At 37.8% G+C, this 16,975-nt stretch carries 14 protein-coding genes and 1 riboswitch; all 14 genes read left to right on the plus strand.

What is annotated here, in order from left to right; translation table 11 throughout:
- Positions 1 to 39: 39 nt before the first annotated feature.
- The 14 genes from DWZ33_RS13570 to DWZ33_RS13635 all read left to right on the plus strand — a co-directional run bounded on the left by DWZ33_RS13570 (position 40) and on the right by DWZ33_RS13635 (position 16,974).
- Positions 40 to 1,533 (plus strand): IMP dehydrogenase, encoded by a 1,494-nt coding sequence (locus DWZ33_RS13570; RefSeq protein ID WP_118455239.1) that lies wholly within the window; start codon positions 40 to 42, stop codon positions 1,531 to 1,533.
- A 289-nt stretch (positions 1,534 to 1,822) separates the two neighbouring features.
- The gene (locus DWZ33_RS13575) at positions 1,823 to 2,695 is read left to right on the plus strand and encodes a hypothetical protein (RefSeq protein ID WP_118455241.1); all 873 of its coding nucleotides are present in this window, start codon (positions 1,823 to 1,825) and stop codon (positions 2,693 to 2,695) included.
- 658 nt (positions 2,696 to 3,353) lie between these two features.
- Positions 3,354 to 3,860, plus strand: coding sequence for a hypothetical protein (locus tag DWZ33_RS13580; protein WP_118455243.1), 507 nt, complete (start codon positions 3,354 to 3,356; stop codon positions 3,858 to 3,860).
- Positions 3,861 to 4,629: 769 nt separating this feature from the next.
- Positions 4,630 to 5,172: an SOS response-associated peptidase gene (locus DWZ33_RS13585; protein ID WP_022939354.1), complete on the plus strand. Its 543-nt coding sequence runs from the start codon at positions 4,630 to 4,632 to the stop codon at positions 5,170 to 5,172.
- A gap of 164 nt (positions 5,173 to 5,336) precedes the next feature.
- Positions 5,337 to 5,436, plus strand: a riboswitch (purine riboswitch).
- Between the two features lie 160 nt (positions 5,437 to 5,596).
- On the plus strand, positions 5,597 to 6,088 hold the full coding sequence (gene purE, locus DWZ33_RS13590) for a 5-(carboxyamino)imidazole ribonucleotide mutase (RefSeq protein ID WP_022939353.1): 492 nt from the start codon (positions 5,597 to 5,599) through the stop codon (positions 6,086 to 6,088).
- Positions 6,079 to 7,149, plus strand: a complete 1,071-nt coding sequence (gene purK, locus DWZ33_RS13595) for a 5-(carboxyamino)imidazole ribonucleotide synthase (RefSeq protein ID WP_118455245.1) — start codon at positions 6,079 to 6,081, stop codon at positions 7,147 to 7,149. The genes purE and purK overlap by 10 nt, the downstream gene beginning before the upstream one ends.
- A 12-nt stretch (positions 7,150 to 7,161) precedes the next feature.
- Complete coding sequence (locus DWZ33_RS13600; RefSeq protein ID WP_118455247.1) at positions 7,162 to 10,869, plus strand: phosphoribosylformylglycinamidine synthase; 3,708 nt, start codon at positions 7,162 to 7,164, stop codon at positions 10,867 to 10,869.
- Between the two features lie 11 nt (positions 10,870 to 10,880).
- Positions 10,881 to 11,588 carry a phosphoribosylaminoimidazolesuccinocarboxamide synthase gene (purC, locus tag DWZ33_RS13605; protein WP_118455249.1) on the plus strand — a complete coding sequence of 236 codons (708 nt, stop codon included), beginning with the start codon at positions 10,881 to 10,883 and terminating at the stop codon, positions 11,586 to 11,588.
- On the plus strand, positions 11,589 to 12,617 hold the full coding sequence (gene purM / locus DWZ33_RS13610) for a phosphoribosylformylglycinamidine cyclo-ligase (RefSeq protein WP_118455251.1): 1,029 nt from the start codon (positions 11,589 to 11,591) through the stop codon (positions 12,615 to 12,617).
- Complete coding sequence (gene purN, locus DWZ33_RS13615) at positions 12,611 to 13,198, plus strand: phosphoribosylglycinamide formyltransferase (RefSeq protein WP_118455253.1); 588 nt, start codon at positions 12,611 to 12,613, stop codon at positions 13,196 to 13,198. The genes purM and purN overlap by 7 nt, the downstream gene beginning before the upstream one ends.
- Before the next feature lies 1 nt (position 13,199).
- Positions 13,200 to 14,732, plus strand: coding sequence for a bifunctional phosphoribosylaminoimidazolecarboxamide formyltransferase/IMP cyclohydrolase (gene purH, locus DWZ33_RS13620; protein ID WP_118455255.1), 1,533 nt, complete (start codon positions 13,200 to 13,202; stop codon positions 14,730 to 14,732).
- Positions 14,733 to 15,041: 309 nt separating this feature from the next.
- Positions 15,042 to 15,446, plus strand: a complete 405-nt coding sequence (locus DWZ33_RS13625) for a hypothetical protein (RefSeq protein WP_118455257.1) — start codon at positions 15,042 to 15,044, stop codon at positions 15,444 to 15,446.
- Complete coding sequence (locus tag DWZ33_RS13630) at positions 15,446 to 16,447, plus strand: type II toxin-antitoxin system antitoxin SocA domain-containing protein (protein ID WP_118455258.1); 1,002 nt, start codon at positions 15,446 to 15,448, stop codon at positions 16,445 to 16,447. The genes DWZ33_RS13625 and DWZ33_RS13630 overlap by 1 nt, the downstream gene beginning before the upstream one ends.
- Before the next feature lie 164 nt (positions 16,448 to 16,611).
- Entirely contained in the window at positions 16,612 to 16,974 is a 363-nt protein-coding gene (locus tag DWZ33_RS13635) for a BlaI/MecI/CopY family transcriptional regulator (RefSeq protein ID WP_118455260.1), read from the plus strand.
- Position 16,975 lies beyond the last annotated feature (1 nt).

Consider the following 16,975-nt stretch of genomic DNA (forward strand, 5'->3'; position numbering starts at 1 on the left):
GACTCAGGAAAGTCTTGCGAAAGAAAGAGAGGGAATGCTATGGCTAAGATTATTCAGGAACCATCAAGAACTTTTGGTGAATATTTGTTGATTCCAAATTTGACTACAAAGGATTGTATTGTTGCGAATGTTGATTTGAAAACGCCGCTGGTACGCTTTAAGAAAGGTGAGGAACCGGCAATTTCATTGAATATTCCAATGATTTCTGCAATTATGCAGTCTGTATCTGATGATAAAATGGCAGTGGCGCTGGCTAAAAACGGTGGTATGTCATTTATTTATGGTTCTCAAACGATTGAGGAACAGGCTGAAATGGTACGTAAGGTAAAGAAATATAAAGCTGGATTTGTTATCAGTGATTCAAATTTAACACCTGACAACACACTGGAAGATGTTCTGAATTTATTGAATCGTACAGGTCACTCTACGATGGCGGTTACGGCTGACGGTACGCCGAATGGAAAACTATTAGGTATTGTTACAGCAAGAGATTACCGTACATCCCGTGATGAATTAACTAAAAAAGTAGCTGAATTCATGACACCTTACGAAAGACTGATCGTTGGTAAAGAGGGTACGACACTCAAGGCTGCGAATGATATAATCTGGGAGCATAAGCTGAACAGTTTACCAATCATTGATAAGGAAGGCAACCTGCAGTATCTGGTATTCAGAAAAGACTATGCTGAGGATAAAGAGAATTCTCGTGCTCTATTAGATAGTGAAAAGCGTTATATGGTAGGTGCTGGTATTAATTCACGTGACTATGCTGAGCGTGTACCGGCATTAGTAGAGGCAGGCGTTGATGCGGTTTGTATCGATTCAAGTGAAGGTTTCTCTGAATGGCAGTATGACACAATTAAATGGGTTCGTGATACATATGGTGATTCAGTGAAGATTGGCGCCGGCAACGTTGTCGATCGTGAAGGTTTCCGTTATCTTGCTGATGCGGGTGCTGATTTTATTAAAGTTGGTATCGGCGGCGGTTCAATTTGTATCACTCGTGAAGCAAAAGGTATCGGCCGCGGTCAGGCAAGCGCGGTACTTGATGTGGCAGCTGCCCGTGATGAATATTTTGAAGAGACAGGCATCTATGTGCCAATCTGTTCAGACGGCGGTATCGTACATGATTATCATATTACTTTAGCGTTGGCAATGGGCGCCGACTTCGTAATGCTGGGCCGTTACTTTGCACGTTTCGATGAATCACCTACGGCAAAGGTTAAGACCAGCAAAGGTTATATGAAAGAATACTGGGGCGAAGGCAGTAACCGTGCAAGAAACTGGGCACGTTATGACCTTGGCGGCAAGAAGGAGTTAACATTTGAGGAAGGTGTTGATTCTTATGTGCCATATGCCGGCAGTCTGGAAGATGGTGTTGGCATCACTTTACATAAAATTAAGTCAACCATGTGCAACTGCGGTTCGACAACTATCAAGCATTTCTATGAAAATGCAAGATTAACACTCGTATCAGCAACTTCTATTCAGGAAGGCTCAGCACACGACGTTGTATTAAAAGACAATCAATAATTACTATCCCCTATAACATAATATAGGGGTTTTTTATATTATAGGAAATTTCATTTTCAAGCATCAAAGCACCAATATCTCATTATGAAAAGTGACTTGAAAAATTATAAATCAGATGAAATTATCGTGTAAATATGGTATACTATGAGTAACAAAAAACTTATATTTATATTAAAATCTAAATTATAATAAAGGTGCTTAAGCAAGGATAGAATAACGTTAACTAGTTAATGTTTTATTCAAATTCATAATAATACCTTTTATATTTATCATGAATAAGGAGTATATTATGAAAAAAAATTTAATATGTTTATTAGTTCTTAGCTTGTTAACTGCATGTTCAAATAATGTAAAAAATTATAAACATGTAATTTCAAATAATGTAAAAAATTATAAACATGTAATGGAATCCGCAAACATAGTTAATGAACAAATAAAAAAAAGTGAAAATAATAATCATTTTAAAGATCAAAGTGAATGGATAAATGTTATTGATGAAGTAAAATCACCTCAATCATTATATGAATCATTGTATGAAAATGAACGACAGATGATTATATATACAAATGGTGATAGTTTTGAAAATTGGTTTAATAGTAACTACTATTTAAAACCCTTATTAAAAAATTTCAAAATCAATCTTTTAAGTGAAGATGCTGAAAAAGTAAATGAAGATATCAATCGGATCTATGAAGAATATATCAATCTGCCTTTTGCTGTTCATTACCAAGATTATCGTAGTTTTGAAAATAACAGATATCTTTCAATCATAAGAAAATATGGTGATTTTCTTCCTGGTTCAACTTATGAAAGTTATATGAATATTTACAATTTTGATTTAACTACTGGGAAACTTTTAAGTAATCAAGAAATATTAGATATTTATCATCTTTCTTTAGATGATATTATTAATTATTTTGAAAATTATTATGAAAGTATAGACAGTCAGCCTTGCATACAAGGAAAACTCACCTTTGATGATTTACCTATTGAAGTTAGCCAAAATTGTCATGGTTTTACTCGTAAAAATGCGAATGTAGATGATTTACAAATGTTTATTGATGAAAATGAAAATCTGATCATAATGAATGGACATGTAACTGCTAATGAAGATAGATACTTATCTACAGAATTTAAATATAACTTTGGTATACCTAAATAAAATTTAAAGGTCATATTATGGAAGTTTTTTCCCTTGTAATAGTTTTATAGTTAATCAATCTGTTGGTATTGATAAAGAAACTAATACTAATAGATTAGCAGAATCTCATACTGGATATAAAGCAATTGATTTTGTGTCTTATTCTGATCACTTGATTTTTGCACCATGTGTATATTTTACCAAAGGTACACCCTTGCAGATGGTGGTCAATCGATATATCATACAGTTTTTAAATCAGATCAAGAAATTACCTGTGCAGATGAAACAAAAGGATACTTACTTATTTATTGTGTACATGGTGCTATTGAAGCATTTGATGAGAGATTTCATATAAAACTGAAAAATCAAAGTTTTCATTGTGTTGAATACGCTAATTCATCAGAATATAAAATATTTTATTATTTTACCAAGCAATTTTACGATGAACCTTTTGTGGGAATACAAGTTGCTGATTTTTCAAATGGCATAAGGTCCATTTTCTGTTAGTTAATATAACTATATTTCGCAACATCGGTATTACAAGAAGATTATTTATCTATACGGAAGAGAACTATTCTTCCGTATTCTTTTTCTCGAACTTAAACTTAAGAAAAAACATGGTCTTAGATTATCCATCGAATAAATTAACTGCATCTATAAATAAAAGAGGTGTCGAACAATGAAAAAATTAATTTGGATCAGTATTTCAATACTTTGTATCATTTTAGCTTATTCATTAATCATAAATACGCGCTATAAACGCCCATTTAGCATGGAGTTAAATGTATTCGATGAAAAGTTTTATACAAACATCGAAAACAAAAGCTTTTCGCGCTATGAATATGGAAATTCATTGGGAAATAAAATCACTTACTATTTTGAAAAGCAGTTTTATGATGAACCTTTCACCAAAATCCAAATAAGTGAATTTTCTGATGGATATGACCTAATCGATTTTAGTGCGAAGGATATTGATCTTGAACTTATAGAAACATTCAAAAATATAGACTTTCCTATAAAGATAAAAATGGATAAATCGATTATTTCCATCAAATCAAAGTTCAATTCAAACAATGTTTATTATGGGATTTGCTTGATATACCGAAGAACAGAACCAGATGATGCGGAAATCAAAAAAGCTGTGGATTTACTGTTTCAGACAATAGACGAATATATTGAAATATAAGTATATGTGTTGAATGAATAACGACACTTTTATGTCATGCTTATAATATGTTAATATAGCCTTGTTAAATACGAAATATATATTGAAAATTTCATAATCTATCGAATATTTGTCCCGAATAATATATAATAATTGGGACAAAGGAGGCGGACACAGTGGCAAATGGATATTTAACCGCTTCCTTGCTTTGCATGCAGACTATGACATCATGAAAGATATGCTCTATGGCGAGATTCCAGACTTTGAAACGGTAATGTCCGCAGTCAGAGAATTGGAAAAGGAAATTAATGCACTTTAATCTCATACATAAACACGAAACCCGACTATTCAATTTTGAGTAGATGGGTTTTTCTATGTTCAAAAAGTAGATGTGCCATCACACAACAAACAAAAAAGCCGTTGTTGATGACAACGACTTTTTCGCCCGCGCAGTTGCGAGCCCTATGGTTCACCTAAAGATGGATATCCATGCATTTATTATATACTACAAATTCGTACAATACCAATGCCTTTATGCTGAATGTAACAATACGAAATGGTGCAATAAATGGGATAATAAATGAAGCGATAAATTTGACGCTGACCATGAGAATAGTTCTTGAAGCGATAATCAAAACACCTGATATTACAAAGGAAAAGTGAACTTTGAGGAATTGGACTTTAGGAGGAGGATTATTTCGTGCTTTTTTTTGCACAAACCCAGTTTGCTAAACAGTAATTTATTCGCATAAGATAATAAGGATATGTTAAACTAAAGGTGGTGATAACAATGTGCGGACGTTTTTTTATGAGTTTTGATGATTCAGATGAATCACAGGCAATCCAAAAGAAGCTGTATGATAAAAATCTCTTTGAATTTGCGCAGGGAGAAGTTTTCCCAAGTCAGAATGTTGTTGTTCTGAAGGCTGAGCATGGCAGGATGGACGTTGATGTGATGAAATGGGGATTTAACACGAAATATAAAAGCATCAATGCCCGCAGTGAAGGGATTGAAAATAAGTGGACATTTAAACCTTATTTAAACAATCGTTGTATTGTCCTAGCTAATGGTTTCTATGAATGGGTCAAGGAAGGCAAGCAAAAGCATAAAATTTATATCCAAAAGGAAGCAGAGCCTTGGATCTATATGGCGGGTATTTATAATGATCAGCATGAATTTGTCATTGTAACTGGTGAATCACAGGATAAAATGAAATTCATTCATGATCGCACCCCGATTCTAATTCAACATGATGAAGTAAGGAATTTTCTAAATCATCGGGTTGATTTCAATGTCGATAATAAAAACTTGGTATTTAATGCAGTGAATTAAGCATATTGGCAGATATGATAAGAATTTTATTAGATATTTGAATAAATTTTAATATTGATCGCATAAAATTTATTTTTTATGAGATAAATTATTAAAAAAATTGCTGAATTTTAGTAAAAAGTCGTTTTTTATATTGAAATAAACAGTTAACTCTTGTAGAATGATACTGTAATTCGAATAGATCTTGTATAACCGTCAGAATTTGGCTGACAAGTCTCTACCTGCTGACCTAATCAGCAGACTACAAGTGAAAATAGCGATGCTGTTTTTTACTTGTGGAAAAACAGTTTTTTTATTTTAAAACACTAGGAGGATCAATGATGGTCATCAATTCGAGAAATCCTATTCATATACTTATGGATATCCAGACATATTGTTTTTAGTGCAACCAATATGTCTTTTTCTTTTGAAGGAGGAACAGGGAATGGTAAAAGTTAGTGTGATTATGGGTTCACGTTCAGATCTTGCGACGATGCAGGAAGCAATGAACATGCTGAAGGAGTTTGGCATTGGGTATGAAGCAAGAGTGGTTTCCGCGCATCGTACACCGCATGCTATGGTGCAGTTCGCAGATGAAGCAGAGGCAAGAGGCATTCAGGTAATTATTGCCGGTGCAGGAGGTGCGGCGCATCTGCCGGGTATGGTAGCGGCGATGACGACAATTCCGGTAATCGGCGTACCCGTTCAGTCAAGGGCGTTAAGCGGATTAGATTCTTTGCTTTCCATTGTTCAAATGCCGGGCGGCATTCCGGTGGCGACAACGGCAATCGGTACATCAGGCGCAAAGAACGCTGGTATTCTTGCCGCTGAAATTTTGGCGCTGCAAGACTTAAACGTTCGTGAAAAACTGAAAGCTTATAAACAAAAACAAACGCAGACTGTGCTTGATGATGCGCAGATTGAAATATGCGAGTAGGTATTATCGGCGGCGGGCAGCTGGGTATGTATCTGGTTGATGCTGCACATATGGCTCATCATTCGACGATTGTCCTTGATCCATCAGATCCGGTATCGGCTTCCCGAAACAGCGACCGCATGATAGTTGGTCCGTATGAAGATCCTGCCTGTCTGAAGGAAATGGCTGAAAACAGTGATGTGATTACATATGAATTTGAAAACATCAAGGCGGAAGCGGTGGAACTTGTGAAAAGCTATGGCGGTAATGTTCCGCAGGGATATGATCCATTGCATATTTCACAGAATAGGCTGCGTGAAAAAGATGCCATCCGTAAAACCGGTGCTAAAACAGCACCCTATGAAGAATTAAGCGAAATGATTTCAATTCCTATGCCTTATATTATAAAAACATGTGAAGGTGGCTATGACGGCAAAGGTCAATGGCTGATCAGGACTGATGCGGATTTAGAAAAGTTTATGCCGGAAAAGGGCAATGTGCAATATATCGTTGAAGGCCTTGTTGATTTTGCGTGTGAGGTATCGGTCATAGTTGTACGCAGTATGAATGGCTCTATGGCCGTATTTGAACCGATTGAGAATATTCATGAAAATGGTATCCTGCACTTATCAATTTCACCAGCCAGAGTGAGTGAGGAAATTAAACGCAGGGCAAAGGATACAGCATTGCAGGTAATGTCAGGCTTTGGCTTTACAGGCATTCTCGTACTTGAAATGTTTGTTGGTAAAGATGGTGAAATCTATATCAATGAGATTGCACCGCGTCCGCATAACAGCGGTCACTTAACAATGGATGCTTATGATAAAAGCCAGTATGATCTGGCAATCGCGGCTCTTTTCAATGAAACACTGCTGCAGCCAATAATCAAAAGTCCAGCGGTGATGGTTAATATCTTGGGACAGCATGTATCAGCGGCAGCCAGCAAGCAGTGTCCACCTTATGCGAAGGTCTATATGTATGGTAAAAAGGAAGTTAAAAATAACCGTAAAATGGGGCATGTCACATTCTGCGGTGATGATTTAGAAGCATTGGTAAAAGAAGCGGAAGCCTTTATCAGGTAGAAAGAGGGAACTATGAACTATCGAGTGTTTGCCAACAAAAAACAGCAGTTTCAGATTGAATCAGAATCACTGTATCGTGAATTAAAAACTAACTTATCATTAACTGGTCTGACAGGGATTGAATATTACAATATCTATGATGTATTCAATGCTGATGAAGAGGATTTAAAGCTTTTGAAAACAAAGGTATTGTCAGAAACCGTAACCGATGAAGTAAGAGATACGCTTGATTTAGAGAAGAAACAAATTGTAGCTTATGAATGTCTGCCAGGACAGTATGATCAGCGTGCGGATTCTGCCGAGCAATGCTTGATGCTGCTGAATAATAAGCAGGATGTCGTTGTGAAAAGCGGCCGCTTGATTGTACTTAATGGTAATGTAAGTGAAGATGAAATCAATGCGGTAAAGCATTATCTGATCAATCCGGTAGAAATGCGGGAAAAAGATTTATCCGTATTGGGCTATGAAGAAGATGTGGAAATTGAGCCGGTGTTAACCATTGTTGGCTTTACGAAATATAACGATGAGCAGATTGCTGCTTTTAGAGAGAGTGAAGGTCTGGCAATGAGTGAAGCTGATCTTGCATTTATCCGCGATTATTTCCGTGATGAAGAAAAGCGTGATCCAAGTGAAACGGAAATTAAAGTATTAGATACATATTGGTCAGATCACTGCCGTCATACAACCTTTGAAACATGTCTTGAAAATGTAAAGATCGATGCTGGTCATTATCAGGAACAGATCCAGCAGGCTTACGATACATACTGCGCGCTGCGTGAAAAGGTTCATGGCAACCGCAAACCGATGACGTTGATGGATATGGCTACGGTTGCCGGTAAAGCGCTGCGCAAGGCTGGCAAGCTGGAAGACTTGGAAATCAGTGATGAAATTAATGCTTGTTCCATTGAAATACCAGTAGATGTCAATGGCAAGGAAGAAACATGGCTGCTGATGTTTAAGAATGAAACCCACAATCACCCAACTGAAATTGAACCTTTCGGCGGTGCCAGTACATGTATCGGCGGTGCCATCCGTGACCCATTGTCAGGCAGAAGCTATGTGTATCAGGCGATGCGGGTTACCGGAGCCGGTGATATTACAGCGGATTTAAAAGACGCATTGCCAAACAAGCTACCGCAGTCCAGAATTTCTAAAGGTGCTGCCCAAGGTTATTCAAGTTATGGCAATCAGATTGGTTTGGCTACAACTTATGTAAAAGAAATCTATCACGATGGTTATACTGCTAAGCGAATGGAAGTAGGCGCTGTTGTCGGGGCGGCTCCAAAATCATGGGTTAAGCGTGAGAAGCCAGCTGCCGGTGATGTAATTTTATTGATTGGCGGCGCGACTGGCCGTGATGGTGTCGGCGGCGCGACTGGTTCCAGTAAGGAGCATAATGATACTTCATTGACTAAATGTTCCAGTGAGGTACAAAAGGGGAATGCACCGATTGAACGCAAACTGCAGCGATTATTCAGAAATCCTGAAGTAACACGTTTGATTAAAAAAGCCAATGACTTCGGCGCCGGCGGTGTCAGCGTAGCGGTTGGTGAAATTGCTGATGGTTTAAAAATCGATCTGGATAAGGTTGAAGTTAAATATGCAGGCTTAAGCGGCACAGAGCTGGCTATTTCTGAATCACAGGAAAGAATGGCAGTGCTGGTTGAGCCAAAAGATGTAGAAAGATTTAAGGAGCTTGCTTATCAGGAAAACCTGAAAGCATATGAGGTAGCGGAAGTCACTGAAGAACCTCGGCTTGTAATGAGCTTCCAAGGTGAAGTCATTGTCGATATTGCCCGTGCTTTCCTTGATACAAATGGTGTCCGTCAACATCAATCCGTCGTAATTAAAGCGGGTGATGAAAATAAAAATCCATTCCATCAGACAACGCATGGTGTTTTAAAGGACGCTATTTTAAATAATTTGAAACAGCCTAATGTCGCAAGTCAAAAAGGTTTAGTTGAAATGTTTGACTCAACAATCGGCAAATCAACGGTACTGATGCCTTATGGCGGTAAGTATCAATTAGGAGAAACCGAAGGCTCTGTACAAAAATTACCGGTACTTGGCTTTACCAATACAGTATCGATGATGACCTATGGCTTTAATTCAGAATTGGCGGACTATTCCCCATATCTCACTGGCAGTTACAGCGTAGTAGAGGCATTAGCAAAGCTTACTGCATTGGGCGGTGATTATCGCAAAGCCCGCTTATCTTGTCAGGAATATTTTGAAAGATTAAATCAAGTGCCTGAAAAATGGGGTAAACCGATGCAGGCTTTGCTTGGCTTAATCGAAGCCCAGATGGCCTTTGAAACACCAGCTATCGGCGGTAAAGATTCTATGAGCGGAACCTTTAATCAAATTCATGTGCCGCCGACTTTAATCACTTTTGCGGTAGCTGCTGAAAAAGCAGATCATATCGTTTCTACTGAATTTAAACAGGCTGGCAGCAAGATTTATTTTGTTAAGCATCCAATGAATGAAAACGGCAGTGCCAATTATGAAGCCTTGAAGAAGAACTTCACAAAAGTTTATGATCTGATCAGTGAACATCAAGTATCCGCTGCATGTACAATCAAGGTTGGCGGTATCGCAGAAGCTTTATGCAAAATGAGCTTCGGCAACAAGCTAGGCATCTGTGTTAAGAGTGATGAAGCCTTGTTTGACTTAAATATCGGCGGCATGCTGATTGAAACATCGGCTGAAATTCATGAAGAAAATTTCATTTATTTAGGTACAGTAACAGAACAGCCAACGCTGCAGATCAACGAAGCGTCATTGACGATTGAAGAAGCAATCGAAGCATGGGAAAGCCGTTATAAAAAATTATATCCAATTATCGTTGATGAAGATAAAACAAGGTTTAATACGCCTGTCTATGAAGCAAAGGAAATCAAAAAATGTGCGAATCCAACGGATCATGTCAAAGTCATTATTCCGGTATTCCCTGGATCAAATTGTGAATATGATACGAAACAAGCCTTTGAAAGAGCTGGCGCTGAAGTAGAAATCGTAGTATTTAAGAATATGAATGTACAGGCAATTGAAGAAAGCTTAAATGAATTAAGTGATAAACTGTCAAACGCACAGATTCTTGCCCTTGGCGGCGGTTTCTCAAGCGGTGATGAACCTGATGGCTCCGGTAAGTTTATTGCCAATGTATTAAGTAATGAAAAAATCAGAAAAGCAATCGATGATTTGCTTGCGCGTGATGGCTTAATTTTAGGTATCTGCAATGGTTTCCAGGCATTGATTAAATCCGGTTATCTGCCTTATGGTGATATAACGAAGCTAAATGTTGCTTCACCGACATTGTTCAGGAATAATATTAACCGACATGTCTCAAAAATCGCCTGCACAAAGGTTACATCCAATCTATCACCATGGCTGTCAAGCTTTAAGGTGAATGAACTGCATTCTATTGCCTTCTCACATGGTGAAGGGAAATTTGTAGTCAGTGATGAATTAGCAGAAGAATTATTTGCCAATGGTCAAGTCGCAACGCAATACACTGATCTTGATGGACAGACAACGATGAATGGATTGTATAACATTAATGGTTCAAGCTTTGCTATTGAGGGAATTACCAGTGCTGATGGTAAAATCTTCGGCAAGATGGGACACAGTGAGCGTTATGAGGAAGGCTTGTTCCAGAATATCAGCGGTAATAAACATCAGGATATATTTACTAATGGTGTAAACTATTTCAAGAAATAAGGGAGAAAAACATGAAACTATTATATGAAGGCAAGGCTAAACAGATTTATGAAACAGAGAATCCTAATGAAATTCTCATGCATTACAAGGATGATGCCACAGCATTTAATGGCCTGAAAAAAGATCAGATTCATAACAAAGGAATTTTGAATAATAAAATTTCTACCATGATTTTTGGTTACTTAAAAGAAAATGGGATTGAAACACATTTAATTAAGACGCTGAATGAACGCGATCAGCTGTGCAGGAAGGTTGATATCTTACCTTTGGAAGTTATCGTACGCAATGTCTTTGCCGGCTCGGCTTCTAAACGGTTAGGGATTGAAGAAGGTGTGCCTTGTAAAGAACCAATCTTTGAAATCTGTTATAAATGTGATGAATTAAATGATCCTTTGATTAACGATACACATGCAATTGCTATGGGTATTGCGACACGCGAAGAATTAAATCGGGTTTGGGAGCTTACCGCTCAGATTAATCAGCTGTTGATCAAGCTGTTTGACAGTGTGGGAGTTCGTTTGATTGATTTCAAGATTGAATTTGGTAAAGATACGGACGGCAATATCATGCTGGCAGATGAAATTTCACCGGACAGCTGCCGCTTATGGGATAAGGATACGAATGAAAAGCTTGATAAAGACCGTTTCAGACGTGAAATGGGTAATGTAGAAGAGGCTTATATTGAAATCTGCAAACGTTTAACGAAAGAGGAAGCATAAATGAGCAAGCACTATGAAGAAGCTGGCGTAAATCTTGAAGCCGGTTATGAGTCAGTAAGAAGAATTAAAAGTCATGTAGCGAGAACAAAGGTTAAGGGTGCGATAGATTCTATCGGCGCTTTTGGCGGTATGTTTGATTTAAGCATGCTGAATATGAAAGAACCGGTGCTGGTATCAGGAACAGATGGTGTCGGTACGAAGCTGATGGTGGCTTTTGAAATGGATAAGCATGATACGATTGGTATCGATGCTGTGGCAATGTGTGTCAATGATGTATTGGTGCAGGGGGCATCACCGATTTTCTTCCTTGATTATTTAGCGGTAGGTAAAAACTATCCGGAGAAAATTGAACAGCTGGTCAAGGGGGTTGCTGACGGCTGCGTATTATCTGAATGTGCTTTAATTGGCGGGGAAACAGCTGAAATGCCGGATATGTATGATGAGCATCATTATGATATTGCCGGCTTCTGTGTCGGTGCCGTTGATAAGGCGAATTTGATTGATGGTTCAAAGGTTAAGGTCGGCGATGTTTTAGTGGGTCTGCCATCCAGCGGCTGCCATTCAAATGGTTTCTCATTGATTCGTAAGATTCTGTTTAAGGATCATCAATTAAAATTAGATGAATATATGCCTGAATTAGGTAAAACATTAGGTGAAGAAATCCTGACACCGACTAAAATCTATGTGAAGGCCATCAAGCATTTATTTGGCAAGGTAGATCTGCACGGTATGAGTCATGTAACTGGCGGCGGCTTCTATGAAAATCTGCCGCGGATGCTGCATGAGGGACAGGGTATTGAGATTGATGTGAATGCTTTCCCTAAAAAACCAATCTTTGAATTGCTGCAGAAGCTGGGCAATATCGATAAAGAAGAAATGTATAATGTATTCAATATGGGGATTGGTTTTGTCTGCGCGGTTGATGCAGATGATGCTGCGAAGCTTCAGCAGCTGTTAAGTGAAATCGGTGAAGAAAGCTATGTCATCGGTAAGATTACCGACAGCGGCGAGGTTAAGCTAAAATGGTAAAACTGGCAGTCTTTGCTTCCGGTTCCGGTACAAATTTCGAGAACATCGTAAATCGTATCAATGACGGCACAATCAAGAATGCTGCTGTGGCATTGCTGGTAGTGGATAAGGAACACGCAAAGGCCATCGAGAGAGCAAAGCGTTTAGAGATTCCATGGGTCTATGTAAATCCAAAGGCATTCCCTTCCAAAGCGGAGTATGAAGAGGAAATTCTTCAATATTTGCGTAAGAGAGAGGTTGACCTGATTGCGCTTGCTGGTTATATGCGCATAGTGTCACCGGTATTGCTTGCCGCGTATCCAAAGCGTATCGTCAATCTGCATCCGGCGTATCTGCCATATTTCCCGGGAAAACAAAGTATCCTTGATGCTTACAATGCAAAGGTGAGTGAAACTGGCGTTACACTGCATTATTTGGATGAGGGAATCGATACAGGACCGATTATTCATCAGGAAAAGATCAGTATTGATCCTGAATGGACACTTGAGATTTTAGAGGAGCATGTGCATGCTCTTGAGTATAAGATGTATCCTGAAGTATTGAATCAGTTATGTGAAAAAATAGAAAAAGGAGAGTGTTAACATGAAACGAGCTTTAGTAAGTGTTTCAGATAAAACAAACCTGGTACCTTTTGTACAGGGACTTGTTGAATTGGGTTATGAGATCATCTCTACTGGCGGTACAGCCAAGGCTTTAGAAGCTGAAGGTATCAAGACAATTAATATTTCTGAAATTACCGGTTTCCCAGAAATCATGGATGGCCGTGTAAAGACTTTGCATCCTAATGTGCATGGTGCACTGTTGTGTGTAAGAGACAATCCAAGTCATGTAGCACAGCTGAAGGAGCATCAGATTGAATACATCGATCTTGTTTGTGTTAATCTTTATCCTTTTAAACAAACATTAAAAAAAGCTGGTGTTACTCATGATGAAATTATTGAGAATATTGATATCGGCGGTCCGAGTATGCTGCGTTCAGCATCAAAAAACTATCGTTATTTAACCGTTGTTTGTGATCCTAAGGATTATGAGCTGGTGCTTGATGAATTAAAGAATAACGGCGATACTGAACTGGCAACCAGAGAAAAACTGGCGGCTAAGGTATTCCGTCATACAGCGGCTTATGATACGATAATTGCTCAATATCTAACTGAAAAGACAGGTGAAAAATTCCCTGAGAATTTCACAATGACTTATGAGAAAGTACAGGATCTGCGCTATGGTGAAAACCCTCATCAAGAAGCGGCTTTCTATAAGAGTGCTGATCCGAAGTATTCACTGGCAAATGCGAAGCAGCTGCATGGTAAGGAACTGTCCTACAATAATATTCAGGACGGCAATGCGGCTATTGAAATTCTGAAGGATTTCGCTGGTCAGCCTTGCGTTGTAGGTTTAAAGCATATGAATCCATGCGGTATCGGTGTTGGCAAGAATCTTGAAGAAGCATGGGATAAGGCATATGAAGCTGACTCTACAAGTATTTTCGGCGGTATTGTAGCAACCAATCAGGTTGTGGATACACCAACAGCTGAAAAGCTAAGTAAGATTTTCCTTGAAATCATTATTGCGCCGGGCTTCACGGATGAGGCGTTTGCAATTCTGTCGCAGAAGAAGAACATTCGTTTAATGACATTGGATACTGATCTTGATGTTAATGCGAAGCTGAAAGTAACCAATGTAAATGATGGTTTGTTGGTTCAGGATGCTGATTTGAAGCTGGTTACAGTCAATGACTTAACATGCGTTACTGAACGTAAACCAACTGCTCAGGAATTGGAACAGCTGATGTTTGCATGGAAGACAGTAAAGCATGTGAAATCAAATGCGATCGTTTTAGTTAAGGATAATATGACAGTTGGTGTTGGTGCGGGTCAGATGAATCGTGTCGGCGCGGCTAAAATCGCCATTGAGCAAGCCGGTGAAAAGGCTAAGGGTTCAGTAATGGGTTCAGATGCTTACTTCCCGATGCCGGATACCGTTGAAGAAGCGGCTAAAGCTGGGGTAACGGCTATTATTCAGCCGGGCGGTTCAATTAAGGATCAGCTGTCAGTGGATGAATGCAATAAGCATGGCATCGCGATGGTTTATACCGGTATCAGACATTTTAAACATTAGTGAGATTGAGGCAGAGTGAACTCTGCCTTTTTTAGTGTTCATTTATATTCAGTTAACTTCAAAATATTGTATTAATTAGAAAAAATATTAGTTATAAGAGCATTTAATTCATATATATTATTTAGCAGGTACAAGAACTGCAGATTATATAAACACCTTTTGGAAGTGATTTCTAGAGATGACATTCTTATAATTAATTTGTTTTTTTTGAGTTTATGATAGGATATTTACAAAAAGCTATCATATAGTATAATGATGATAGATAAAATGCAAAAAGTGATCATTGCTTGACGGGAGGATATACAAATATTGAATATCACAAAAGCAGATATTTGCATTTACTTAGCTGAAGTAAAAGAAGCGATTCTAAATAACAAGTATAGAATTGAACGTAATTCCAAAAGGCAGGATAACATCAATTTATTTTTGGACTATATTATTGACGAAGCAAAGGCGAAAGATATATTACTTGATTTGACTGCGAATGATTTTTCAGAAGTGCTGCAAAATGAGCACATAGGATATGAGCATGAGATGCTGTATGTTTTTGGTAAGGATGTAATACTTTTGGAAAGAATGGGCAGTATCATCAAAACAGTTTCTTTATATATAAAATTTAACAAGATGAATAACTGCTATGTAATTATTGTTTCACTGCATGAACAGCAATATCCGATTAAATACTATTTTCAAAAGACTGAGGAGGAATCATGATGGTAAAAAAAGAAAGAACTGACTTTTGTACAATGTGCCGCAAAAATACTGAATATATTTTACAGAAACGTAATATCAAAAAAAGCATAAAAGGTAAAGAATACAATTTTAGCATCACAGTTGCTGTATGTAATGAATGTGGAGAAGAAATAAGCATTCCGGGATTAATTGATAAAAACATTCATGAGGTAGATGCACAGTACAGAGCTTATGAAGGACTTGTATCTATAGATGATATTGAGAAGCTCATGAAAATTTATAAAATTGGCAAAGGCCCCTTATCACTTGCCCTTGGCTTTGGGGAAGTGACGATTACAAGGTATCTTTCTGGCCAGATACCATCGAAAGAATATTCAGATATTATAAGAATGGCTCTGTCTTCTCCAACCTATATGAGAGAGAAGCTTCAGGAGAATAAGAGTAAAATAGCATCAGCAGCATATAGTAAATCAATGGAGGCAGCGGCACAGCTTGAGAATCTATTTTCAGTATCGAATAAAATGCTGCGGGTTATATCATATTTGTTTGTAAGACTAGAAGAAGTTACACCGCTAATGCTGCAGAAAATGCTTTATTTTGTTCAGGGTGTTTCTTATGCAGTAATTGAAAGACCTATGTTTTATGAAAATTGTCAGGCATGGATACATGGGCCAGTATATCCAGAAGTATATGAAATGTTCAGAGATTTCAAATATAATCCTATTGAAGATGCGAGATTTGCAATATTAAATGGTGCCGAAGAGGAGCTTACTGAAAATGAGCGAAGAGTCATAGATTTGGTTGTTAATACATTTGGTGAATATAGTGGAAAGGTGTTAGAGAGAATCACACATAGTGAAATGCCTTGGCAGCTTGCTAGAATGGGTTATGCAGACAATATTCCGTCTAACGAGCTTATTTCTATAGAGAGTATACGGACATACTATATTGAAAAGAATGCAAACTATGATTTTTCATGTGAAGCTGGCTTAAGAAGATATATTTTAGATGTTCTTTCATAAGTATGAATTTGTACCTAAATCATTGATGATTATGTTCAGTTAATTTCAAGATATTGTGCATACCACCTATGTAAGCTAAAAGACTACCTATTGACAAATGTGTTTACAAACAGTAAACTGATAATATAGTTTACTGTTTGTAAACACAAAGTGAGGATATAACAATGACTAAATATAAATTAGGTGAGATTGAAATGCGTTTTGCCGATATAATTTGGAATAATGAGCCGTTATCATCCGGTGAGCTGGTGAAACTAGCGGAAAAAGAGCTCAGTTGGAACAGATCAACGACCTATACTATTTTACGGCGGTTATGTGAGCGCGGCATGTTTCAAAATGAAAAAGGCACTGTTTCTTCGCTTGTATCAAAAGAAGATTTCATGTCTGTGCAAAGTGAAAAATTCGTGGAAGATGCTTTTTCAGGCTCACTGCCCAAATTTTTAGCTGCATTTGGCAGACGTAAAAAACTGTCTGATCTTGAAATTGAGGAAATTCAAAAGTTTATTGACGAGCATAAGGAGGTGTAAC

The organism is Dielma fastidiosa (assembly GCF_003475485.1).
GTDB lineage: Bacteria > Bacillota_I > Bacilli_A > Erysipelotrichales > Erysipelotrichaceae > Dielma > Dielma fastidiosa.

Excerpts from the sequence above, each read along its gene's own strand:
- DWZ33_RS13585 (WP_022939354.1), top strand. The coding sequence starts at position 4,630 with ATGTGCGGACGTTTTTTTATGAGTTTTGATGATTCAGATGAATCACAG.
- DWZ33_RS13600 (WP_118455247.1), top strand. The coding sequence starts at position 7,162 with ATGAACTATCGAGTGTTTGCCAACAAAAAACAGCAGTTTCAGATTGAA.
- purK (WP_118455245.1), top strand. The coding sequence starts at position 6,079 with ATGCGAGTAGGTATTATCGGCGGCGGGCAGCTGGGTATGTATCTGGTT.
- purH (WP_118455255.1), top strand. The coding sequence starts at position 13,200 with ATGAAACGAGCTTTAGTAAGTGTTTCAGATAAAACAAACCTGGTACCT.
- purN (WP_118455253.1), top strand. The coding sequence starts at position 12,611 with ATGGTAAAACTGGCAGTCTTTGCTTCCGGTTCCGGTACAAATTTCGAG.
- DWZ33_RS13575 (WP_118455241.1), top strand. The coding sequence starts at position 1,823 with ATGAAAAAAAATTTAATATGTTTATTAGTTCTTAGCTTGTTAACTGCA.
- DWZ33_RS13580 (WP_118455243.1), top strand. The coding sequence starts at position 3,354 with ATGAAAAAATTAATTTGGATCAGTATTTCAATACTTTGTATCATTTTA.
- DWZ33_RS13570 (WP_118455239.1), top strand. The coding sequence starts at position 40 with ATGGCTAAGATTATTCAGGAACCATCAAGAACTTTTGGTGAATATTTG.
- DWZ33_RS13630 (WP_118455258.1), top strand. The coding sequence starts at position 15,446 with ATGGTAAAAAAAGAAAGAACTGACTTTTGTACAATGTGCCGCAAAAAT.
- purM (WP_118455251.1), top strand. The coding sequence starts at position 11,589 with ATGAGCAAGCACTATGAAGAAGCTGGCGTAAATCTTGAAGCCGGTTAT.
- purE (WP_022939353.1), top strand. The coding sequence starts at position 5,597 with ATGGTAAAAGTTAGTGTGATTATGGGTTCACGTTCAGATCTTGCGACG.
- purC (WP_118455249.1), top strand. The coding sequence starts at position 10,881 with ATGAAACTATTATATGAAGGCAAGGCTAAACAGATTTATGAAACAGAG.
- DWZ33_RS13635 (WP_118455260.1), top strand. The coding sequence starts at position 16,612 with ATGACTAAATATAAATTAGGTGAGATTGAAATGCGTTTTGCCGATATA.